18 protein-coding genes are annotated in these 22,223 nt (G+C 65.6%); 14 read left to right on the top strand and 4 right to left on the bottom strand.

Going from position 1 to position 22,223, the window contains the following annotated elements; genetic code table 11:
- Positions 1 to 5: 5 nt before the first annotated feature.
- Both FBY20_RS08485 and FBY20_RS08480 read right to left on the bottom strand, forming a co-directional pair.
- Entirely contained in the window at positions 6 to 500 is a 495-nt protein-coding gene (locus FBY20_RS08485; RefSeq protein ID WP_056327479.1) for a MarR family winged helix-turn-helix transcriptional regulator, read from the bottom strand.
- An 11-nt stretch (positions 501 to 511) separates the two neighbouring features.
- Complete coding sequence (locus tag FBY20_RS08480; protein WP_142051414.1) at positions 512 to 1,414, bottom strand: alpha/beta hydrolase; 903 nt, start codon at positions 1,412 to 1,414, stop codon at positions 512 to 514.
- Positions 1,415 to 1,650: 236 nt separating this feature from the next.
- On the opposite strand from FBY20_RS08480, the gene FBY20_RS08475 reads away from it, so the two are divergent.
- The 10 genes from FBY20_RS08475 (at position 1,651) to FBY20_RS08430 (ending at position 13,068) form a co-directional block, all read left to right on the top strand.
- A complete protein-coding gene (locus tag FBY20_RS08475; protein ID WP_056327475.1) occupies positions 1,651 to 2,814 on the top strand; it encodes an ABC transporter substrate-binding protein in 1,164 nt (387 codons plus the stop codon).
- Positions 2,815 to 2,997: 183 nt separating this feature from the next.
- The gene (locus FBY20_RS08470) at positions 2,998 to 3,918 is read left to right on the top strand and encodes a branched-chain amino acid ABC transporter permease (protein WP_056327617.1); all 921 of its coding nucleotides are present in this window, start codon (positions 2,998 to 3,000) and stop codon (positions 3,916 to 3,918) included.
- Between the two features lie 2 nt (positions 3,919 to 3,920).
- A complete protein-coding gene (locus FBY20_RS08465) occupies positions 3,921 to 4,883 on the top strand; it encodes a branched-chain amino acid ABC transporter permease (protein ID WP_142051411.1) in 963 nt (320 codons plus the stop codon).
- Positions 4,880 to 5,671, top strand: coding sequence for an ABC transporter ATP-binding protein (locus FBY20_RS08460; RefSeq protein ID WP_369818591.1), 792 nt, complete (start codon positions 4,880 to 4,882; stop codon positions 5,669 to 5,671). Before FBY20_RS08465 ends, FBY20_RS08460 begins: the two co-directional genes overlap by 4 nt.
- The gene (locus FBY20_RS08455) at positions 5,671 to 6,375 is read left to right on the top strand and encodes an ABC transporter ATP-binding protein (protein ID WP_056327469.1); all 705 of its coding nucleotides are present in this window, start codon (positions 5,671 to 5,673) and stop codon (positions 6,373 to 6,375) included. The genes FBY20_RS08460 and FBY20_RS08455 overlap by 1 nt, the downstream gene beginning before the upstream one ends.
- Before the next feature lie 321 nt (positions 6,376 to 6,696).
- Positions 6,697 to 8,682, top strand: a complete 1,986-nt coding sequence (siaA, locus tag FBY20_RS08450) for a biofilm regulation protein phosphatase SiaA (RefSeq protein ID WP_200952233.1) — start codon at positions 6,697 to 6,699, stop codon at positions 8,680 to 8,682.
- 22 nt (positions 8,683 to 8,704) lie between these two features.
- On the top strand, positions 8,705 to 9,244 hold the full coding sequence (gene siaB / locus FBY20_RS08445; protein WP_056327466.1) for a biofilm regulation protein kinase SiaB: 540 nt from the start codon (positions 8,705 to 8,707) through the stop codon (positions 9,242 to 9,244).
- Positions 9,245 to 9,280: 36 nt separating this feature from the next.
- Positions 9,281 to 9,658 carry a biofilm regulation phosphoprotein SiaC gene (siaC, locus tag FBY20_RS08440; protein WP_056327464.1) on the top strand — a complete coding sequence of 126 codons (378 nt, stop codon included), beginning with the start codon at positions 9,281 to 9,283 and terminating at the stop codon, positions 9,656 to 9,658.
- A complete protein-coding gene (gene siaD, locus FBY20_RS08435; protein ID WP_142051408.1) occupies positions 9,655 to 10,452 on the top strand; it encodes a biofilm regulation diguanylate cyclase SiaD in 798 nt (265 codons plus the stop codon). Before siaC ends, siaD begins: the two co-directional genes overlap by 4 nt.
- A gap of 39 nt (positions 10,453 to 10,491) precedes the next feature.
- On the top strand, positions 10,492 to 13,068 hold the full coding sequence (locus tag FBY20_RS08430) for an EAL domain-containing protein (RefSeq protein ID WP_223574149.1): 2,577 nt from the start codon (positions 10,492 to 10,494) through the stop codon (positions 13,066 to 13,068).
- Positions 13,069 to 13,538: 470 nt separating this feature from the next.
- On the opposite strand, the gene FBY20_RS08425 is transcribed toward FBY20_RS08430, so the two are convergent.
- The gene (locus FBY20_RS08425) at positions 13,539 to 14,513 is read right to left on the bottom strand and encodes an IS110 family transposase (RefSeq protein WP_142051405.1); all 975 of its coding nucleotides are present in this window, start codon (positions 14,511 to 14,513) and stop codon (positions 13,539 to 13,541) included.
- A gap of 426 nt (positions 14,514 to 14,939) precedes the next feature.
- The gene (locus tag FBY20_RS08420) at positions 14,940 to 16,190 is read right to left on the bottom strand and encodes an IS256 family transposase (RefSeq protein ID WP_142051401.1); all 1,251 of its coding nucleotides are present in this window, start codon (positions 16,188 to 16,190) and stop codon (positions 14,940 to 14,942) included.
- Positions 16,191 to 16,965: 775 nt separating this feature from the next.
- On the opposite strand from FBY20_RS08420, the gene FBY20_RS08415 reads away from it, so the two are divergent.
- From FBY20_RS08415 to FBY20_RS08400, 4 genes are read left to right on the top strand one after another with little or no spacing between them, the layout of a single operon-like run.
- A complete protein-coding gene (locus FBY20_RS08415) occupies positions 16,966 to 19,317 on the top strand; it encodes a bifunctional salicylyl-CoA 5-hydroxylase/oxidoreductase (protein ID WP_142051398.1) in 2,352 nt (783 codons plus the stop codon).
- Positions 19,314 to 20,105, top strand: coding sequence for an SDR family NAD(P)-dependent oxidoreductase (locus FBY20_RS08410; RefSeq protein ID WP_056327456.1), 792 nt, complete (start codon positions 19,314 to 19,316; stop codon positions 20,103 to 20,105). Before FBY20_RS08415 ends, FBY20_RS08410 begins: the two co-directional genes overlap by 4 nt.
- Before the next feature lie 42 nt (positions 20,106 to 20,147).
- Positions 20,148 to 21,005, top strand: coding sequence for an enoyl-CoA hydratase family protein (locus tag FBY20_RS08405; RefSeq protein WP_062841618.1), 858 nt, complete (start codon positions 20,148 to 20,150; stop codon positions 21,003 to 21,005).
- A gap of 2 nt (positions 21,006 to 21,007) precedes the next feature.
- On the top strand, positions 21,008 to 22,177 hold the full coding sequence (locus tag FBY20_RS08400; protein ID WP_056327452.1) for an acyl-CoA dehydrogenase family protein: 1,170 nt from the start codon (positions 21,008 to 21,010) through the stop codon (positions 22,175 to 22,177).
- Positions 22,178 to 22,223 lie beyond the last annotated feature (46 nt).

The following is a 22,223-nucleotide window of genomic DNA, read 5'->3' as shown; positions in this document are numbered from 1 at the left end:
AACGCTTAATCGCGGTTGGCCGCCGAGCGGGTGGCCACCACCTGCAGCTTCAGTTCGCCCAGCGCCTGGAACAAGGCGTTGCGGCTGGATTCGGGCAGGTCGGCGAACATCGACTTGACCCAGTTTTCGTGCGCCCGCGCCATGCGCGAGAAGCTTTTCTTGCCTTGCGGGGTCAGCTTGATGAGCGAGCTGCGGCGGTCCGATTCAACCTTGGTCCGCACCACCAGGCCTTCCTTTTCGAGCTGGTCGGTGATGCCCGTGATATTGCCGTTGGTCACCATCATGTGACGCGAGAGCTCGCCCATCTTCATGCCCTTGGGCGCGCGCTGCAATTGCGCCATCAGGTCGAAGCGGGGCAGGGTGGTGTCGAATTCGTTGCGCAGGCGGCTGCGGATCTCTCCTTCGATGAGATTGGCGCAGGTCAACATGCGCAGCCACAGGCGCAGCGCGTGATGGTCGTCGGGCGCGGCGCGGGATTCCAGGTCGGGAGTGTCGGTCATGGCTCGGAAGATTACCGGGAATGCGGTGGTGATGAGGGCGCCAGACCCATCTGTTCGAAGATGGCTTGGGTCAGCGGGCTGTTCGGATCGTTGAGCGTCAGGACGATATCAAAGTGATTGGTGCCCGGCATCGGGACATACCTGCCGGGAAACCCGCGTTCGCGCCAGGCGGCCAGGTAATCATTGCTCTGGCGCTTGAATTCGTCGGTTTCGGATTCGCCGTAGCTGACCACCAGCGGGCAGCCCGTCTGCGGCAGTTGCAGCGCGGGGCTGTTGCGGATGGCGTCGGCCTCGCTCATGCGCATCCATTCGTTGATGTGCGTGTGCACCAGCGGGCGCAGGTCGAACAGGCCCGACAGCGGCGCAGCGCCCCGGACTACGCTGGGCGGCACGTCGTAACTGGCGTGCCAGCCGCTGGCCAGCAGGGCGCCGACCAGGTGGCCGCCGGCCGAGCTGCCGCAAATGTGAATGCGTGCCGGGTCGCCGCCGTACTGGGCGATATGGCGATGGATCCAGGCCAGCGCGCGCCGGTTCTGGTCGACGATGCGGTCCAGCGTCACGGCCGGGGCCAGCGAATAGTTCACGGCCACGACCACCGCGCCCGCCCGGGTGAACGCGGGCGCCATGTTGCTGGACTCGTTCTTGGACAACAGGCGCCAGTAGCCGCCGTGGATGAACACGAAGACGGGCGCGCCGGGTTTGCCGGGCGCGGCGCCGGCGGCTGGAAATATGTCCAGCAATTCGTCGGGATGGTCGCCAAAAGGCACGTCCAGCGCGCAGTCCAGCGTGCGCCGGGCAGTAGCGCTGTCCTCGGCGTATTTCTTGAGTATCGGCTGGATGTCGGGTACTGTCGCGCGAGCGTTGTACTGGACGTCCAGCTGAGCGCGATCGTAGTTGCGGTAGAGGGTGTCCATGGCGGCAGGTGGTAAAAACCCTAGACTTGTTTTGCCGAATACTTTAAACCTAAACTATGAACCACGCCAGTTTTCCCTGTGCTGCTTGAGGGGATTGCGGCGTGGCAGGCATACCTCCTGCCGGCACGGCCTGACGGCGGCGACCATCGCGCCGGCGGGCCGGGCACAGAAGTCTTTCGCATCGCACCTTCAAAAAGAACACCCTCTGCGCGGGCTCGCGCACGGAGCACACCACCATGCGTTTGATCACTTCCTTCCTGGCTGCCGCCGCCCTGGTCCCCGCCATGGCCTACGCCGACACCGTCAAGGTCGGCATCGCCAACGACATCTCGGGCCCGTTCTCGGCGCTGGGCGCCGAGGCCCGCGACGGCTTCAATCTGGCCATCAAGCAACTGGGCGGCAAGTTGGGCGGACAGCCCGCGGAATTCCTGCAAACCGACATGGGCGGCAATCCGGACCAGGCCCGCCAGCTCGTCACGCGCTACATCCAGCGCGAAAAAGTCGACTTCTTCACGGGTCCCATCGGCTCGAACGTGGCGCTGGCCGTCGGCCCCGCGCTGTTCGCCGCCAAGATCCCCTACCTGTCCAACAACCCCGGCCCCAGCCAGTTCGCCGGCGCGCAGTGCAACAACTACTGGTTCGGCACGTCGTACCAGAACGACGCGTTCCACGAGGCGGCCGGCAAGGTCGCGGCGGACCGCGGCTTCAAGAAGATGTTCATCATGGCCCCGGACTACCCGGCCGGCAAGGATGCACTGACCGGCTTCAAGCGCGGCTACAAGACCGCCCCGGGCGACGAGGTCTACACCAAGCTCGGCCAGATCGACTACGCCGCTGAGATCGCGCAGATCCGCGCCGCCAAGCCGGACGCCGTCTACATCTTCCTGCCGGGCGGCATGGGCATCAACTTCGTCAAGCAGTTCGTCTCGGCCGGCCTGTCCCAGAACGTCAAGCTGATCGGCCCGGGCTTTTCGGCCGACGAGGACGTGATCCAGGCGGTGGGCGACCCCATGCTGGGCATGTACAACACGGCGCAATGGGCGCATGACCTGGACGTGCCGCAGAACAAGGCCTTCGTCGACGCCTTCCGCAAGGAATACAACGGCCGCTACCCCTCGGTCTACGCCGCCCAGGCGTATGACGTCATCATGGCCATGGACGCCGCCGTCAAGCAGGCCGGCGGCAAGGCCACCGACCGGGAAGCCATCGTGAAGGCGCTGGAAAAGGCCGACTACCCCTCGGTGCGCGGCAGCTTCACCTACGGCAAGAACCACTACCCGATCCAGGCGTACTACCTGCGCGTCGTCGACAAGGACGGCAGCGGCCGCATCACCAACAAGCTGGTGGGCAAGGTGTTCGACAAGTACCAGGACGTCTACGTCGGCGACTGCAAGATGTGACCCCCCCCGAGGCGCTGCGCGCTTCCCCCCAGGGGGCGTCGCAGCGGACCGGCAAAGCCGGATCCGCGCGACCCCGCTTGGGGGCGGCGGCGTGCGCGGGGGTGATGCGCGGCTGATGCAGATTGAGATGGATTTGGTGATCGGCGCTTGCCTTCGGCGGCGCGCGGCAAGGGGGAAGTTTTCATGACGTTTACGCTGATCGTCGAGCAATTGCTGAACGGTCTGCAGTTTGGGTTGATGTTGTTTCTGATTGCGGCCGGGCTGACCCTGGTGTTCGGGATCATGGACATCATGAATCTGGCTCACGGCTCGCTCTACATGGCTGGCGCCTATGTCGCCGCCGAAACCATGCAACGCACCGGCTCGTTCACCGCCGCGGTCCTCGTGGCGGCGGTCGCCACGGGCATCGTCGGCATCGTGCTGGAACTGTCGCTCATCCGCCGCCTTGCGCTGCGCGATCACCTTGCGCAGGTGCTGGGCACCTACGCCGTCATCCTCATCGCCAATGACCTGGTCAAGATGATCTGGGGCCCGGCGCCGGTCATGCTGAACATGCCCGCGATGCTGTCCGGTCCCGTGCGCCTCTTGCCTGACCTGCTGTACCCCGCCTACCGCCTGATGATCATCGTCTTCGGCGTGGCGGCGGCTGCCGGGCTGTACTGGTTCGTGACGCGGACCCGCGCCGGCGTGCTGGTCCGGGCCGGCGCTTCCAACCGCCAGATGGCCACGCTGATGGGCGTGCGCGTGCCGCTGCTGTTCCTGGGCGTGTTCGTGCTGGGCGCCATGCTGGCCGCGGTGGCCGGCGCGCTGCTGGGCCCGATCACCTCGGTGCAGGTGGGCATGGGCGAAGAGATCCTGATCCTGGTGCTGGTGTGCATCGTCATCGGCGGCATCGGCTCGATCCGGGGCGCCTTCGTGGGCGCGCTGCTGGTCGGCATGGTCGATACCGCCGGCCGGGCGTTTCTGCCGATGCTGTTGCGCCAGGTGTTTTCTCCGGCCGTGGCCTCCAGCGTCGGCCCGACGCTCGCGGCCATCGCCATTTATGTATTGATGGCGGCAGTGCTGGTGTTCCGGCCCTCTGGCCTCTTTCCGGCGCGGGGCTGACCATGAAAACCAAGATCTGGACCGTGGTCCTTCTGGCGGCGCTGGCGGTTTTCCCGCTGGTGGCGCCCATGCTGGGCCTGGACTTCTACATTTCGTTCGTGCGGCGCGTGCTGATCTACGCGTTGGCGGCGACCAGCCTGAACCTCATCCTGGGGTACGGCGGCATGGTGGCGCTGGGCCACGCCGCGTTTTTCGGCGCGGGCGCCTACGCGGTGGGCATCCTGGCGATGTCGGGCGTCACGTCCGCGCTGGTGTCGTGGCCGGTGGCGATGCTGCTGGCGGGCGTGCTGGCCTGCATCACGGGCGCGATCTCGCTGCGCACGCGCGGCGTGTACTTCATCATGATCACGCTCGCGTTCGCGCAGATGCTGTTCTATATCTTCATCTCGCTGCGCCAGTACGGCGGTGAAGACGGGTTGAACCTGCCGGGCTATTCCACCTTGCCGGGCCTCGATCTCGCCCACGACGTCAGCTTCTACTACCTGGTGCTGGTGCTGTTCGCGCTGCTGATGTGGGCCTTCGGCCGCGTGGTCGCCTCGCGCTTCGGCATGGCGCTACAGGGCATCCGCGAGAACGAATCGCGCATGGAATCGATGGGTTACCCCGTCTACCGCATCAAGCTCGTGGCCTTCACGCTGAGCGGCGCGGCCGCAGGGCTGGCGGGCGCGCTGCTCGCCAACCACAACCTGTTCATTTCGCCCAGCCTCATGCACTGGACCCAATCGGCCAACCTGCTGATCATGGTCCTGGTGGGCGGCATCGGCCTGCGCTACGGCGGCGTGGCCGGCGCGATCGTGATGCTGACGCTGGAAGAAGTGCTGCGTCTGTGGACCGAATACTGGCACCTGCCCCTGGGCGTGCTGCTGCTCTGCGTGGTGTTTGGCGCGCCGCGCGGCCTGGTCGGCCTGTTCGGGCCGCTGTTCAGCGGGCGCGCTGCCCCGCAATCCGGCAAGGTGGGCTCATGAGCACTCCGATGAATCCCACGACCCGCGCGACCGGCACGCACGCCTTGCAGGCGCGTGGACTGGTCCGCCGCTTTGGCGCCCTGGTGGCCACCGACAACGTGTCGCTGTCGCTGGAGCCGGGCGAAATCCACGCCCTGATCGGCCCCAACGGCGCCGGCAAGTCCACGCTGATCCACCTGCTGTCGGGCACGCTGTCCGCCGATGCCGGCACGCTGGAGGTGGACGGCCGCGACGTTACCGCGATGAACGCGCACCAGCGCGTGGCGGCGGGGCTGTCGCGGTCCTACCAGATCACCAACATCTTCAAGCAGTCCAGCGTGCTGGATAACCTGGTACTGGCCGTGCAGGCCCACGCCGGCAGCAGCTTCCGCTTCTGGAAGCCGCGCGCCGCGGAGTCGGCGCTGTACGAGCAGGCGCGGGAACTGGCGCGCGAGTGCGCCATCGACGCCAGCCTGCTAGGCCGCGCCGCGGGCACGCTGCCGCACGGCGAACAGCGCAAGGTGGAATTTGCGCTGGCCCTGGCCGCCCGGCCCAAGGTGCTGCTGCTGGACGAGCCCATGGCGGGCATGGGGCCGGACGAGACCGTCCGGCTGACCGAACTGATCGAATCCATGCGGGGACGCGCCGCGATGCTGCTGGTTGAACATGACATGCAGGCGGTCTTCCGTCTTGCCGACCGCCTGTCCGTGCTGGTCTACGGCCGGGTCATCGCCTCGGGCACGCCGGACGAGATCCGCGCCAACCCGGAAGTGCGCCAGGCCTACCTGGGCGACGAGGAGACCGTGTGATGCTGGCCATCGAATCGGTAAAGAGCGGCTACGGCGCCAGTCAGGTGCTGTTCGGCGTGGACCTGGAAATCGGCGCGGGCCAGGTCGTCACCCTGCTGGGCCGCAATGGCATGGGCAAGACCACGCTGCTGCGAACCCTGTTCGGGCAGCTGCCGCTGCGCGGGGGCAAGATCCATTTCGCGGGGCAGGACATCAGCGGCTGGAGTCCGGACCGCATCGCGCGGGCCGGGGTGGCAATTGTCCCGGAAGGCCGCCAGTGCTTTCCCAACCTGACAGTGCGCGAGCATCTGACGGCATTCGTCGCCGGGCGCAACCCGGACATCGGCGAGCCCTGGACGCCCGATCGCGTGTTCGAACTGTTTCCCCGGCTGGCCGAGCGCGCCCGCAACATGGGCAACCAGCTGTCGGGCGGCGAGCAGCAGATGCTGGCCATCGGCCGTGCACTGGTCACGAACCCGCGGCTCCTGATCCTGGACGAAGCCACCGAGGGGCTGGCGCCAAAGATCCGGGAAGAAATCTGGAACTGCCTGGCGCGCCTGCGGCAAGCCGGGCAGACCATTCTGGTGATCGACAAGTATGTCGAAAGGTTACTTAGCCTTGCCGACCAGCATGTCATCCTGGAACGCGGCAAAGTGGTCTGGACGGGCGATTCCCAAGCCCTGGATTCGGACCGGGGCCTATGGGAACGCTATCTCGGCGTGTAGCCGGCCTGTCGCAATAAAGCTGCAAATCGGGACGACGAGTGGTAACAGGCGCTGATATAAAACGCAATAAATCAAGATATATATTGCTCGCGTGAAACTTAGGGTGTCTCGAACGCATCCAGACGTTTGCACCTGTATCAATAAACCCCACCGCCATCTACACTAGCCGCGCCGGTTCGCCCGCATGGGGCGCCGGCGTTCAGGCTCATGGCTCAAAAGGCGGGGCATCAGCATGGCAGGGCGCCTCGTACGGCCTAAGCACCCGACCTGCATCCCCGTTTTCGCGCGTGACATCGCATCAGGCTGTCAGGAAGACTTCGCATGGCGAAATGGGGATTGCGCAGGAAATCACTAATGGCGCTGCTGTTGGCGTGTCTGGTCGCCCTGGCGCCAGCGGCGCTGATCGGCTGGCAGGTGCTGGACGGCGTGCGCGAGCACTTCGGCCGCGCCTTTGCCGACAACTTCACGCAGCTGAACCGCCAACGGATCCTGGCCCCGGTGTCGCGCGAACTCGCGCTGTCGCAGCGCCTGGCCGACAGCGAGGTCACGCGCCGCTGGCTTCGCAATGAAAACGATCCCGCCGCGCGCGAGCTGTTCTTCCGCGAGGCCGACGGCTACCGCCGCGACCTGCTGGGCGGCGCCTATTTCATCGCCAGCGCCGCCTCGGGCAATTACTACTTCAACGACGACAAGCCGCTGTCCGAGACGCCGCGCTACACGCTCAGCCCCAGCGCGGCCGACGACGGCTGGTTCTACGCCACGATCAAGTCTTCCGCCCGCTACAACATCAACGTCAATCCCGACCTGAAGCTGCAGACGACCAAGGTCTGGATCAACGTGCAGATCCGCGACGGCGAGAAGGTCATGGGCCTGACGGGCGCCGGGCTGGATGTGGGCGGGTTCCTGAAGGAATTCGTGAACAGCGGCCAGCCGGGCGTCACGCCCATCATCGTGGACGAGGAAGGCGCGATCCAGGCGCACATGAACCCCGCGCTGATCGCCTACAACTCGGGCGCGGGCGGGGCCAGCGGCGAAGGCATGGTCTTCAGCCTGCTGGACGAGGGCGCGGGCCGCGCCGAGCTGCTGTCCGCCATGCACGCGGCCCAGGCGGACCCGCAGTCGGTGCAATCGGCCTGGGTCAAGATGGACGGCGTGCGCCAGCTGGTGTCGGTGGCGTACATGCCGGAGCTGCACTGGCACGTGCTGACCGTGGTCGACCTGGGCGCCGCCCGGGTGCTGGACACGGGCTGGCTGTGGCCGGCCGCGATCGGCCTGGTGGTGCTGTTTGCGGCGATGCTGCTGTGCTTTGGCTATGCCATCGAACGCCTGATGCTGCGCCCCTTGCGCCGCCTGCAGCAGTCCGCCCGGGCAATCGCCGACGGCAGCTACGACGTGCGCCTGCCGCCGGGCGGCCAGGACGAGATCGGCGACCTGAGCCGGGCCTTCGGCGTGATGGCCGACAAGGTGCGCAAGCACACGGCCGAACTGGAAACCAAGGTGCGTGAACGCACCTCGGAACTGGAAAACGCCAACCGCGCCATGGCCGCGGCGCACAAGAAGATCGGCGACTCGATCGATTACGCCAGCCTGATCCAGCGCGCGATCCTGCCGGACCGCCAGCTGACCCAGTCGCTCGGCGCCCACCATTTCGTGCTGTGGAAGCCGCGCGACGTGGTCGGCGGCGATTTCTACGTGTTCCGCTCGGACGGCGCCAACTGCCTGCTGGGCATCATGGACTGCGCGGGCCACGGCGTGCCCGGCGCGCTGATGACGATGCTGGCGCGCGCCGCCATCGATCTGGCGATCACCGAGGTCGGCCCGGGCGATCCCGCCGGCATTCTGACGCGCACCGACAACGCCATCCGGGCGATGCTGGCCGACGCGCAACTGCCGCGTGCCCTGGCCACCAACACCGATGCGGGGCTGGTATATATTGACCGGCAATCCGGCAGGTTGCTGTACGCAGGCGCCAAGATCAGCCTGTACGCAAGCGACGGTGAAACCCTGCGCGAAGTGCCCGGCGCCCGGCGCGCACTGGGTGACAAGCGTATGGGGGTTTACGAGAACATCGTGCTGCAGATGGAGCCGGGCTGGACGTACTACCTGGCTACCGACGGGTTCCTGGACCAGGCGGGCGGCGAGCATGGTTTCGGCTTTGGCAACACGCGGTTCGCGGAAATGCTCAAGACGCACGCCCGCAGGCCGTTAACCGAACAGGCGGCGGCTTTCAGCCAGGCGCTTGCCGAATACCAAGGTGGCCGGCCCCAGCGCGACGACATTACCTTGCTGTCTTTCCGTTTCGAATAATCGTTATCAAGGCGGTACCCTCATGAATGCCTCCGATCTATACGCGTTGGGCGCGCGCTTCGACCAGAACCGCACGCTGCTGTGCTTTAACGGGCCGATCTCGCGCAGCCTGATCGAGGAAATCGGCAATGCGCTGAAGAACTACCTGAACGCCGAGCACGTCCGCCCCGCCGAAGCGATGGATGTGTTCTCGGTCTACATCGAAATGATCCAGAACATCCGCCAGTACGCCGCGCAGAACGGCGACGCGGACGCCTCGGCCACGGTGGTCATCGGCCGCCGCGACGAAAGCCGCTACGTGGTGTCGGCGGGCAATCTGGTCAACGCAGAGGACGGCCACAGCCTGGTCGCCCGCATCCAGGAACTGGCCGCGCTGGACAAGGCGGCCCTGAAGGCCGAATACAAGGCACAACTGCACAAGCCGCGCACACAGGGCGTGGCGTCGGGCGCAGGCCTGGGCCTCATCGACATCGCGCGCCGCGCCGGCGCTCCGCTGGAAGCCAGCCTGACCCCCGCCGCACAGCCGGGCAAGGCCTTCTTCAGCCTGAGCGTGGTGGTCTGAGAACGCGCGTTCAAAGGATTATTTTCGGAGTATTTGATGAAAGACCTGAACATTCCCGGGACCCAGTCCACGCCCGCCATCGCCGCCGACGCTGCCGCCGGCGTGCTGGCGATGCGCGGCGACTCCTATCCCGAGAATTCCTTCGAACTGTTCGGCCCGGTCATTGAATGGGTCGAGACGTACCTGCAGGACCACGACGCGCCGCTCAAGCTTGAGCTGGAACTGCTGTACCTGAACACCAGCAGCATCAAGTCCGTGATGGACATCTTCGATGTGCTCGAGGCCGCGCACCGCAAGGGCCGCGAGGTCGGCGTGACCTGGTTCTACGACATGCGCAACGAGCGCGTGGGCGAACTGGCCGAAGAGTTCAAGGAAGACTGCACGTTCCCGTTCTCGGTGGTCGGCCGCCAATGAAGCCGGGCGCCGCCGAACTGGATAAGCGCATCGCCGCACTGCTGGCGGATCCGGCGCATGCCGGCCATCCGCTGCGCGACGCGCTGGAAGCGCTTTGGCGGCACACCGAGGAACAGATGACGCGCATCCAGCGCGTGACCCAGCTTTCGGACGCCTACCAAAGCATGGCGCACGAACGTGAACTGGGCCTGTGCGACCAGTTCGATCGGCAGTTGCGCCGGTTGACCCGCATTGCGCGGATCTCGGATCACTACCAGAACATGATGCGCGACCTGAACCGCGCGCTCGAGGAAACGTCCAGCCGCGATCCCCTGACCGGCCTCTTGAACCGCCGCGCGCTGATGGAGACGATCAAGCAGGAAGTCCAGCGCGCCGCGCGCACGGGCGACAGCTTCGTCGTGGCGATGCTGGACGTGGATCACTTCAAGGCCGTGAACGACCGTTTTGGCCACGAAACCGGCGACCGCGCCCTGGTGGAACTGGCCGCCGTGCTGGGCGAAAGCCTGCGCGAATACGATCTCTGCGGCCGCTGGGGCGGGGAAGAATTCCTCGTGCTGCTGCCGCAGACGCAGCCGGAAGCCGCGCAGGTGGTCATGGACCGCCTGGTGGGCGACGTGCGGGCGATGGCGATGCCGGCCGGGGACGAAGTCCTGCGGCTGACGGTCAGTATCGGCATGGCGCATCACCAGTTGGGCGAAACGTTCTCAGAGACGCTCAGCCGGGCGGATCAGGCGTTGTATCTGGCCAAGCAGGACGGACGCGATCGCGTCGCCCTTGGTTTTCCGAGGCGCTGAATGAAACCGGAACAGCTGTTATCCGGGTTGGAGCCCCTTATGCTTGATTCTCATCTTGGCGGTTCGGAGACGAACCCCCAAGGCGCCGCTTGGCATGTGGGCACTTATCTGACGTCGATGGACCGCGCTTTGCTGCTGTTCGATTTTGACGCCAGCGGCTCCTTGTTGAACGGCAATCCCAATTTCCTGGCCGCTGTGGGTTACACCCGCGAAGAGGCCCTGACGCTGCGCCACGACGTGCTGTGCGACAGCATGGACGAAGGCAAGGGCACCGGCAGCGGCGAGCAGGTGTGGGCCCGGCTGCGCCGCGGCCAGCACTTTTCGGGCACCTGCCGCTATCGCACGAAGGCAGGCGCTTCGCTGTGGATCGAAGCGACCTATCTGCCGCAGCTGAACGAAGCGGGCGAGGTCGGCCGCGTGTCGGTCATCTCGCGCAAGTCGATCGCGGACGCCGAGCGCCAGGAGGAAATCCGCCTCCTGATGCTGGGCATCAACGAGACCGGCAATGCGGTGGCGGTGTCGGGCTGTGATGGGCGCATCGTCTATGTGAACGACGGCTTTCAGCGCATGCTGGGCTTCTCGCGCGGCGACGCGGTCAACCAGGACCTGGGCGAACTGCTGTCCGGCGGCCGCGCCGACGGCGGCACGCGCGAGGAACTGCATCGCCGCATCGCCTGCCGCGAGGGCTATCACAAGGACGTGCTGGTCTACGACCGGGGCGGCAAGCCGTTGTGGGTGTCGGTCATGGCCAATTCGGTGTTCGACGAGCGCGGGACGTTGGTCAACATCGTGGACGTGCTGACGGACATCACGCCGACGAAGGTGCACGAGGTGCTGCAGCGCCGGGTGCTGCAGGCGATGGTGAACGAGGCCTCGGTGGTCGAGGTCATGAACATGGTCTGCCGCGAGGTCGAGCGCCTGGCGCCGGAAGTGGCGGCCTCGGTGGTGCGGGTGGACGATGCGGGTCTATTGCGTCCGCTGGCCGCGCCCAGCCTGCCGCAGGGCTATTCGGACGCGCTGGAAGGCGTGCCGATCGGTCCGCAGGTGGGCGCCTGCGGCACGGCGGCGTTTCTGGGCCGGCCGGTCATCGTGCCGGACATCGCCACGGACCCGCTGTGGGACGATTACCGCCATCTGCCGCTGCCCGAGGAATACAAGGCCTGCTGGTCGTCGCCGATCAAGTCGAGCGACGGCCGGGTGATCGGCACGTTCGGCTTCTATTTCCGCGAACGCCGCCTGCCGGACGATTTCCATCATCGTCTGGTGGACGTGTGCGTGTACCTGTGCGCGCTGGCGCTGGAACGCGAGGAAGCCCGCGCCCGGATCCGCCAACTGGCGTTCTACGACGAGCTGACGGGCCTGCCTAACCGAAATCTGCTGCTGGCGCAGGCCGAACAGGCGATCGCGCGCGCCGAACCGGAACGCAAGCGCGTGGCGGTGCTGTTCCTGGACCTGGACCGCTTCAAGCAGGTGAACGATACGCTGGGCCATCCGATCGGCGACGCGCTGCTGCGCGACGTGGCGCAGCGCCTGCGCCGCCTGGCGCGCGCGACGGACATCGTGGGCCGCCTGTCGGGCGACGAGTTCGTGATGCTGATGCCGGAGTTCGAACACGGCCGCCTGACCGCCGCCGCGGAACACATCCTGGTGGCGCTGGCGCAGCCGTTCTCGGTGGGCGGCATCACGCTGAACCCGTCGGTGAGCATCGGCATCAGCGTGTTCCCGGAAAACGGCCGCGACATGGATACGCTGCTGCGCCATGCGGACATGGCGATGTACCAGGCCAAGACGGCGGGCCGCAACCGCATTTCATTCTTCAGCGCGGAGATGAACCGCCAGGCGCAGGAAAGACTGGCGCTGGAAGCGGCGTTGCGAGACGCGCTGGAAGCCAAGGCATTGCGCTTGCATTACCAGCCGCAGGTGGGCTTGAAGAACGGCAGCCTGTACGGGGTGGAGGCGCTGGCCCGCTGGCGTCACCCGACGCTGGGCGACATCTCTCCGGCACGCTTTGTGCCGCTGGCCGAGGAGTGCGGGCTGATCGGTGACCTGGGCGACTGGGCACTCCGAGAAGCCTGCTCGCAACTGTCGATCTGGCGCCACAACGGCCTGCGCGTGCCGTCGGTGTCGGTGAACCTGTCGGCAACCAATTTCCACAACCTGAATCTGCCGCGCATGATTGCTGCGACGCTGGCCGAATTCGGGCTGGCGCCGGCGGATCTGATGCTGGAGATCACCGAGGGCGTGGTGCTGGACGCGACGGCAGGCACGCTGCGCACGATTGCCGAACTGCATCGCCTGGGCGTGCGGCTGTCGATGGACGACTTCGGGACGGGGTATTCCAGCTTGGGCCACTTGCGCCGGCTGATCGTTGATGAACTGAAGCTGGACCGCAGTTTCGTTCAGGGATTGGAGAGCGACGACGCAGCGCGGGCGCTGACCAGCGCGGTGATCCGGATCGGGGAGAGCCTGAGTCTGCCGGTGGTGGCAGAGGGCGTTGAAAACGAAGAGCAGCGGCGGTTCCTGATCGAGCAGGGGTGTGCGGCGGGGCAGGGGTTTCTGTTTTCACCGCCGTTGCCTGCGGGGGATCTTGAGGAGTGGTTGCGGGCTCGGGGGTGATCAGTTTGCTTTGGTTGCTGGATTGAGCCCTCAGGGCATCTGACACTGTGGCGATCCTGGGGCGGATTGCTTTGGTTGTCGGGTTGAGTTCTTGATGCGTCCGGCACGGCGGCGGCCCGGGGCGCGCGGGGCCACGATTGCGGTCCGGAGCCTTCGCTCCGGACTGCCCCGTCGTCATCTTCGTCCGCCTTCGGCTCCCTTCAGATTCCCTCGGGCTTATCGACGCCCCGCGCACCCCGGGCCGCCACCGCACCGGACTCTGGCAATTGAAATCTGATGGTCGCTGGGGCGGTCGGTGTGCTTGGCATTCTGTTGCCGTCTTTTCCGGGCCAGAAGCATCTTGCGTTGCCCGTCTCCGTTCGGCCGCGCGGGCGGCCTCCGGAGACTTACGCGGCGTCTTGCGATTGGATGATGACGCTTTGCGCGTAGGTGCGCGCGTCTCACCAGATACCGTCTTGACCGTCAAGCGTTCAGGCGTAGTCGGGCCGATACGGTGTCCGAGTTTTAAGCACGCCGAAGCATAGATGCACCAGCTTTCTCATGGCCGCGCCTAGCGCGGCCATTTTGCTCTTTCCAGCTGCTAAGAGCCGCGCGTAAAGCGCACCAACGTGTGGGTTGAAGCGCTTGCTGACGATAGCGGCCATGTAGAGGGTGGCACGTACCGTGCTGGGACCCGTTTTAGATAGCCGCGGCCGGCTGTTCAGACTGGTGCCGGACTGGCGTTGCACCGGCACCACCCCCAGGTAGGAGGCCAAGCCCTCGGCTGACTCGATAGGTCGGTTATGCATGATCGACAGGATCGAGTTCCCCGCTCGATCCCCGATGCCGGGGATGCTGGTCAGCAGTTCCCGATCCTCCTTCAGGTCCGGGTGGCGGTCGATGTGGTCATTGATCGCATGATCCAGGCGTTTGATCTCTTCGCGCAGGAACGCGATCGTTTTGGCTATGGATCCCTCGACCAGCACGGGTGGATCACTGAACTGCGTCTTCTCCTGGCGATTGAGTTCGCGCTGCAGATCCTTGGCCAGCGCGTCGCGCCGAGCCAACAAGGCCCGTAGTTGACGGGCATGCAGCGGTGCGGGGCGCCACAGCCCAGGCTTGAGCGCCTGACCGTAGCGGGCCAGCACGTAGCTATCGATTCCATCGGTTTTGGAGCGCACCGCCAGCGCCCCAGCGAAGTCGCGCACCTGGGCAGGGTTGACCAACGAGACACTGACCGAAGCGTCATGCAGGGCCGTGGCAGCCTGCTCATGGTATTGCCCTGTGGGCTCGAGCACGGCATGCAACTGCGCCGGCTCGGCTCCCTGCTTGGCGCACCACTGCAGCAGCGTCTGCACGCCCGCTATCGAGTTGGGTACGACCTTGGTCTTGCGTTTGTTGGCATCGCTGCCAAGCAGCGCGCAATCCAGCTTCGCCTTAGAAACGTCAATTCCGAGAAAAAACATAAACCTAAGCTCCCTTGCCAATACCAAAGAAGCCCGCTGCGCCCACTTGCCTTGTACATACAGGGTCCAATGCCCTAGGCTACCGTCCAGTGTCCAGCCGGCTCAGAGGTGCGGAACCGAGGCGTAATCTGAACCACAAAGTCCAGGCTCTAGGTGTCTGAACACGCTCATCGGTCCGCTTGTAGCGATAGCTAATCACTACAGTGGCCAAGATACAAGGTGTCTGACACCCACATAGATAGGCTACAGGCTTGAAGGGTGCTTCTTGGGTGTCAGACACCCGTCCTGGCGAAGGCGCTCGTTCTGAGCAGGTGTCAGACACCGGCGAATTTGTAAGACAGACTCGGCTGTCGGGAGTGTCAGTATTTTTGTGTTTGAGGCGTTAGAAGCCTGATAGTTGTTTCGATCAGGCTTATGGATGCTATCTCAGCGATACGGGTCAGTGAAGCGTTCTGCATAAATCACGGCGAACTGGTTCATAGCGGCCTTCCAGTCGTGCGTGGCGCTGCCCCAGGCCCCGGTGATGTTGCGCAAGACCAGCCACAGTAGCTTGGTGGCCGCTTCGTCGCTTGGGAAGTGACCTCGCGTTTTCACCGCGCGGCGCAGTTGGGCATTAATGCTCTCGATCGCATTGGTGGTGTAAATCACCTTGCGGATCGCCGGTGGGAACGTAAAGAACGGGATCACACGGTCCCAGGCCCGGCGCCATGCGTCAGCGATCGGGGCGTAGCGCTGGCCCCAAGGGCCTTGCTCGAACTGCACGAGCGCGGCCAGCGCTGCCTCCACGGTCGCTGCCGTGTAGATCGGCCTTAGCGCCGCAGCCACCGTGCGGCGCTCCTTCCAGCTGGCGTATTCCAGGCTGGAGCGGATCAGGTGCACGATGCAAGTCTGCAGCGTCGTGGCCGGGAACACCGCATTCAGCGCCTGCTCCATGCCCTTTAGACCGTCAGTGACAGCGATCAGGATGTCCTGCGTGCCGCGGGTCTTGAGCTCGTTGAACACCTTCATCCAGAACTTGGCACCTTCGGTCTGCTCGATCCACAGGCCCAGGATGTCGCGCGTGCCGTCTGGCAACACCGCCAGCGCCAAGTACACGGCCTTGTTGCGCACCACGCCGTCCTCGCGGATCTTGACCCGCAGCGCGTCGAAGAACACCACCGGATACATCGTCTCCAGAGGCCGCGTTTGCCAGGCCGTGACCTCGTCCATCACCGCGTCGGTCACCGAGCTGACGAACTCCGGCGAGACTTCCGTGCCGTACTGCTCGAGCAGAAACCCTTGGATCTCGCGCACCGTCATGCCGCGGGCGTACATGGCGATGATCTTGTCGTCGAACCCGGTAAAGCGGCGCTCGTGCTTGGGGATCAGGATCGGAGCGAAGCTGCCATCGCGGTCGCGTGGGATCTCCACCCGCAGCGGCCCGTCATCGGTCAGGACTGTCTTGGAACTCTTGCCGTTGCGTTGATTGGTGGCCTGCTCGGGGCGCTCGCCGCCCGCCGGATAGCCCAGGTGGTGGCCCAATTCCGCTCCCAGGGCCCGTTCGATCAGCGCCTTCTTGAACGCCATCGACAGGTCCTGCACCGCCTCGGCGGTCATAGGGCCTTTGACGAATTGATCAACCAACTCTGCTGGAATCGCCGGCAGTTCCCTCAGCGGCGTTTTTTTCTTGGTAGCCATACATGCTCCTTGAGCAACATGTTAGGCCCCAAACACAAAATTTATGACACTCCCCGGCTGTCAGACACCACCAAGCGGTCCGTCACTAATCATCAATTGAACTCAAGTCTCCGATGGGCGGCGCGCGACCCGACCGTCAAGCTGTAGCAGCCCGTCGCCGCGCGCCGCCCATCACCGCCTCCCCCCAAGTGATGCTGGAGCCTTAGCACCCCAATCCCCGCCAGCGCGCAAGCGACCACCGCCTCGACGCCCCACACCGCGTATGCCGATCGTGGCCGCCCGCACGGCCGCGATTCGGCGGGCCCCGCAAGAATCTTCCCTGACCACGGCTCTAGCAGCGTCCCGAGACATGCACAGCGCAGCTCCTCGGTGCGGGCGGCAGGGGCGCGAGCGCCGTCGATGCGCCCGAGGGAATCTGAAGGGAGCCGAAGGCGGACGAAGATGACGACGGGGCAGTCCGGAGCGAAGGCTCCGGACCGCAATCGTGGGCGATCGTGCCCCTGCCGACCGCGCCGAGGGGCGGAAGCAGAACGCCATCCCCACGAGCTTCGACCCACCGCCAAACCAGAGCCAACGTCAAACCCAGCTCAACTCCCCATCCTCCATCAGCCGTCCCCATTTCCCCTCCCAATCCAGCATCCCTAAATACTTTCCCTCATTTGCACACCCACCACTTCCGATATATATTTCAAGCCTAAACTATCCAGACCTAAATATCTGCGGCTTCCGCTCCGGCACCAAGAGCGACTGTCGCGTACTTGGAGCGTATACGGCAATGAAGATAGTCTGCATCGGCGGCGGTCCCGCCGGCCTGTATTTCGGTCTGCTCATGAAACTGCAGAATCCCGCCAACGAAGTCACCGTCATCGAACGCAACCGTCCGTATGACACTTTTGGCTGGGGCGTGGTGTTCTCCGACGCCACCATGCAGAACCTGCGTGAGGCCGATCCGGTCTCGGCGCAAACCATTGGCGATGCGTTCAACCATTGGGATGACATCGACATCCATTTCAAGGGACGCAGCATCCGCACCAGCGGTCACGGCTTCATCGGCATTGGCCGCAAGAAGCTCCTGAACATCCTGCAGGCGCGTTGCGAGGATGTTGGCGTCAAGCTCGTGTTCGAGAACTTCGTTCAGGATGATCAGGCCATCGCCCGCGAGTACGATGCCGACCTCGTCATTGCCTCGGACGGCATCAACAGCCAGATCCGCACCCGCTACGCGGACACGTTCCATCCCGATATCGACCAGCGCCGCTGCCGCTTCGTGTGGCTGGGCACGAAAAAGGTGTTCGACGCGTTCACCTTTGCCTTCGTGCAGACCGAACACGGCTGGTTTCAGGCGCACGCTTACCGCTACGAGGACGGGATGTCCACGTTCATCGTGGAAACGCCCGAGGAAACCTGGCAAGCCGCCGGCATCGAGCAGATGAGCCAGGAAGAGGGCATCGCGTACTGCGAGAAGCTGTTCGCGCCCTGGCTGGATGGCAACAAGCTCATCAGCAACGCCTCGCACCTGCGCGGCTCGGCGATCTGGATCCGCTTCCCGCGGGTCATCTGCAATACGTGGGTCCATTGGAACGATCTGGAAACCGCGCGTGGCACGCGCCGGGTGCCGGTCGTGCTGATGGGCGATGCGGCGCATACCGCGCACTTTTCCATCGGCTCCGGCACCAAGCTGGCGCTGGAAGACGCGATTGAGCTGGCGCGCTGCCTGAGCGGCGCGGAAGGCAGCGTGGAAGCGGGCCTGCATCACTACGAGGAAGTGCGCAGCGTCGAGGTGTTGAAGATCCAGAACGCGGCGCGCAATTCCACTGAATGGTTTGAAAACGTCGAGCGTTACGCCGAGCTGGAACCCGAGCAATTCGCCTATTCGCTGTTGACCCGTTCGCAGCGCATCTCGCACGAGAACCTGCGTCTGCGCGACCCGGCCTGGCTGGAAGGTTTTGAACGCTGGATCGCCGAACGCGCCGGGGCCGCCACGCCCGAGGGCCGTCGTCCGGCCATTCCGATGCTGACGCCGTATCAGGTGCGTGGCGTGCGGCTGAAGAACCGCATCCTGGTGTCGCCGATGGCCATGTACTCGTGCACGGATGGCGTGCCGGGTGATTTCCACCTGGTTCACCTGGGCGCGCGCGCCATGGGCGGGGCGGGGCTGGTGATGGTGGAAATGACCTGCGTGTCGCCCGATGGCCGCATCACGCCGGGGTGCCCGGGGCTGTGGAACGACGAGCAGCAGCAGGCGTTTTCCCGCATCGTGAATTTCGTGCACAGCAACAGCGATGCGCGTATCGGCATGCAGCTGGGTCACGCGGGCCGCAAGGGGTCGACGCAGCTGGGCTGGCAGAAGATCGATCATCCGCTGGCCGAAGGCAACTGGCCGCTGGTCTCGGCGTCGGCGCTGCCGTACATCGAAGGCGTGTCGCAGACGCCGCGCGCCATGACGCGCGAGGACATGGATCAGGTGCGCGACAACTTCGTGGCGGCCGCACGCCGCGCGGCGGCGGCCGGGTTCGACTGGCTGGAACTGCACTGCGCGCACGGTTATCTGTTGTCCAGCTTCATTTCGCCGCTGACCAACCGGCGCGACGACGAGTACGGCGGCAGCCTGGAGAACCGGCTGCGCTTCCCGCTGGAAGTGTTCCATGCGGTGCGCGCCGTGTGGCCCGAAGACAAGCCGATGTCGGTGCGGATCTCGGCCAGCGATTGGGTGGAAGGCGGCATCACCGCGGACGACGCGGTCGAGATCGCGCGTCACTTCAAGGCGGCGGGCGCCGACATGATCGATTGCTCGTCCGGTCAGGTCAGCAAGGAAGAAAAGCCGGTGTACGGCCGCATGTTCCAGACGCCGTTTGCCGACCGCGTCCGCAACGAAGCGGGCATCCCCACGATTGCCGTGGGTGCCATCTTCGAGGCCGATCACGCCAACGGCATCATCGCCTCGGGCCGCGCGGACCTGTGCGCGCTGGCACGTCCCCATTTGGCTGACGCCTCCTGGACGCTGCGCGAAGCGGCTCGGGTGGGCTATGTTGATGTGGCGTGGCCGAGCCAGTATTTCGCGGGCAAGCGCCAGCTGGAAACCAACTTCGAACGCGCCGCCGCCATGGCGCAACTGGATATCAAATGAATGCACAACCGCTACCGCTCGCCGGGCGTCACGCCCTGGTGACGGGCGGCGCCCGCGGCATCGGCCTGGCCGCCGCCCGGTCGCTGCTGCAGCGCGGCGCGCGCGTCACGCTGCTGGGCCGCGACGGCGGCGCGCTGGATGCCGCGACCGACGAGCTGGCCCGGCTGGGTCAGGTGCAGGCCGTCAGTGCGGACATCGCCGACGAAGCTTCGGTGCGCGCGGCCTTCGCGCAGGCCGAGGCCGAATTCGGTCCGGTGCTGATCCTGGTGAACAACGCGGGGCAGGCGGTCAGCCAGCGTTTTGACCGGACGGATGCGGCGCTGTGGAACCAGATGCTGGCCGTCAATTTGACGGGCACCTTTCACTGCATCCAGGCTGCATTGCCCGGCATGCTGCAGGAAAAATGGGGCCGCGTGATCAACGTGGCCAGCACCGCCGGGCTGATCGGCTACGGGTATGTAAGTGCCTACTGCGCCGCAAAGCACGGTGTCATAGGCCTGACCCGGTCGCTGGCGTTGGAAACGGCGCAGAAGGGCGTGACGGTCAACGCGGTCTGCCCCGGCTATACCGAGACCGACATCGTTCGGGGCGCGGTGGCCAACATCGTTGAGAAGACCGGCATGACGCCGGACGCCGCTCGCCTGAAGCTGGCCGAGCGCAACCCGCAGGGCCGCCTGGTGCAGCCCGAGGAAGTGGCCGAGACGGTCGCGTGGCTGGCGTTGCCGGCTTCCGCCTCCATCAACGGCCAGGCGATCGCCGTCGACGGCGGCGAAGTGATGACCGGCTGAGTCCGGCGCCCCAACCATCCAGCATTCACGAACGGAGACACCATGAGCACCCAGCCCGAAGAACACACCATGAAGCATCACAAGCGTCCCATCGCCGGTTACCAGGCGAAGACGTTTCTGTGGCAGGTGTCGGACGACGGCAAGGTCGGCACCATCACGCTGAACCGTCCCGAGCGCAAGAACCCGCTGACGTTCGATTCGTACGCGGAACTGCGCGATTTCTTCCGGTCGCTGGTGTATGCCACCGACGTCAAGGTGGTGGTGGTGACGGGCGCGGGCGGCAATTTCTGCTCGGGCGGCGACGTGCACGAGATCATCGGCCCGCTCACGAAGATGAGCATGCCGGAACTGCTGGACTTCACGCGCATGACGGGTGATCTGGTCAAGGCGATGCGGGCGTGCCCGCAGCCCATCGTGGCGGCGGTGGACGGCGTGTGCGCCGGCGCGGGCGCGATGGTGGCGCTGGCCTCGGACATGCGGTTGGGCACGCCGGCGGCGCGCACCGCGTTCCTCTTCACCCGTGTGGGTCTGGCGGGCGCCGACATGGGCGCCTGCACGCTGCTGCCGCGCATGATCGGCCAAGGCCGCGCTTCCGAGCTGCTGTACACGGGCCGCGCGATGACGGCGGACGAGGGCGCAAGCTGGGGCTTTTTCAATGCGCTGCACGAGTCCGGCAAGCTGCTGGAAGCGGCGCAGACGCTGGCCGCGCAGCTGGCCGCGGGTCCGACCTTCGCGCACGGCGTGACCAAGAAGCTGCTGCATCAGGAATGGAACATGGGCGTGGACGAAGCCATCGAGGCCGAAGCCGAGGCGCAGGCCATCTGCATGCAGACGCGCGATTTCCATCGCGCCTACGAGGCCTTCGTGGCCAAGCAAAAGCCTGTCTTCGAGGGGAATTGACGATGCGCGACGCAAGCTGGCTGGACTGGCCCTTTTTCGACGACGCGCATCGCAAGCTGGCGCATGAGGTCGACGCCTGGTGCGAGCAATCGCTGGGCGACGTGGACCATCACGATGCGGACGCGGCGTGCCGGAAGCTGGTCAAGGCCATGGGCCAGGCCGGGTGGCTGCGGTATGCGGTGGCGGGCGGTCCGGGCGGGGCCTGGGGCGGCGCGCTGCCCGAGGTCGATTCGCGCGCCGTGTGCATCCTGCGCGAAACCTTTGCCCGCCATGAAGGGCTGGCGGACTTTGCGTTTGCGATGCAGGGGCTGGGCAGCGGTGCCATTTCGCTGATGGGCTCGGATGCGCTGCGTCAGCATTACTTGCCGCGCGTGGCGCGCGGCGAGGCGATTGCGGCCTTCGCGCTGTCCGAACCCGACGCGGGCTCGGACGTGGCGGCGCTGGCGTGCGAGGCCAAGCTGGACGGCGACCATTACGTGCTGAACGGCGCCAAGACGTGGATCTCCAACGGCGGCATCGCGGACTTCTACTGCGTCTTTGCGCGCACGGGCGAAGCGCCGGGGGCGCGCGGCATCAGCGCGTTCGTGGTGGATGCGGATACGCCGGGGTTCGAGGTGTCGGAGCGCATCGATCTGATTGCGCCGCACCCGCTGGCGACGATCACGTTCGACAACTGCCGCGTGCCGGCCACGCACCGGTTGGGCGACGCGGGGCAGGGATTCAAGCTGGCCATGATGACGCTGGATATCTTCCGCGCATCGGTGGCGGCGGCGGCGCTGGGCTTTGCGCGCCGGGCGCTGGATGAAGGATTGGCGCGCGCCAAGACGCGCCGCATGTTCGGCCAGACGCTGGCCGACCTGCAACTGACGCAAGCCGCGCTGGGCGACATGGCGACCGCCATCGATGCCTCGGCGCTGCTGACGTACCGCGCCGCGTGGATGCGCGACGTGCAGAAGCTGCGCACCACGCGCGAAGCCGCGATGGCCAAGATGACGGCCACCGAGTCGGCGCAGACCGTGATCGACCGGGCCTTGCAGATGTTCGGCGGCGCGGGCGTGGTGTCGGGGATGCCGGTGGAGAAGCTTTACAGGGAAATCAGAGCGCTGCGTATCTACGAAGGCGCCACGGAAGTTCAAAAGTTGATCATCGCCCGTGAACTGCTGAAGGCGTAAAGGGGCCATCGAGCGCCTGCCTTTTGCAACGTAAACCGCATCGCAC

The organism is Achromobacter sp. SLBN-14 (genome assembly GCF_006715415.1).
Lineage (GTDB): Bacteria > Pseudomonadota > Gammaproteobacteria > Burkholderiales > Burkholderiaceae_B > Achromobacter > Achromobacter mucicolens.
Note: the sequence above shows the minus strand (reverse complement) of the source record. Positions and strands in the feature narration are given on the sequence as shown.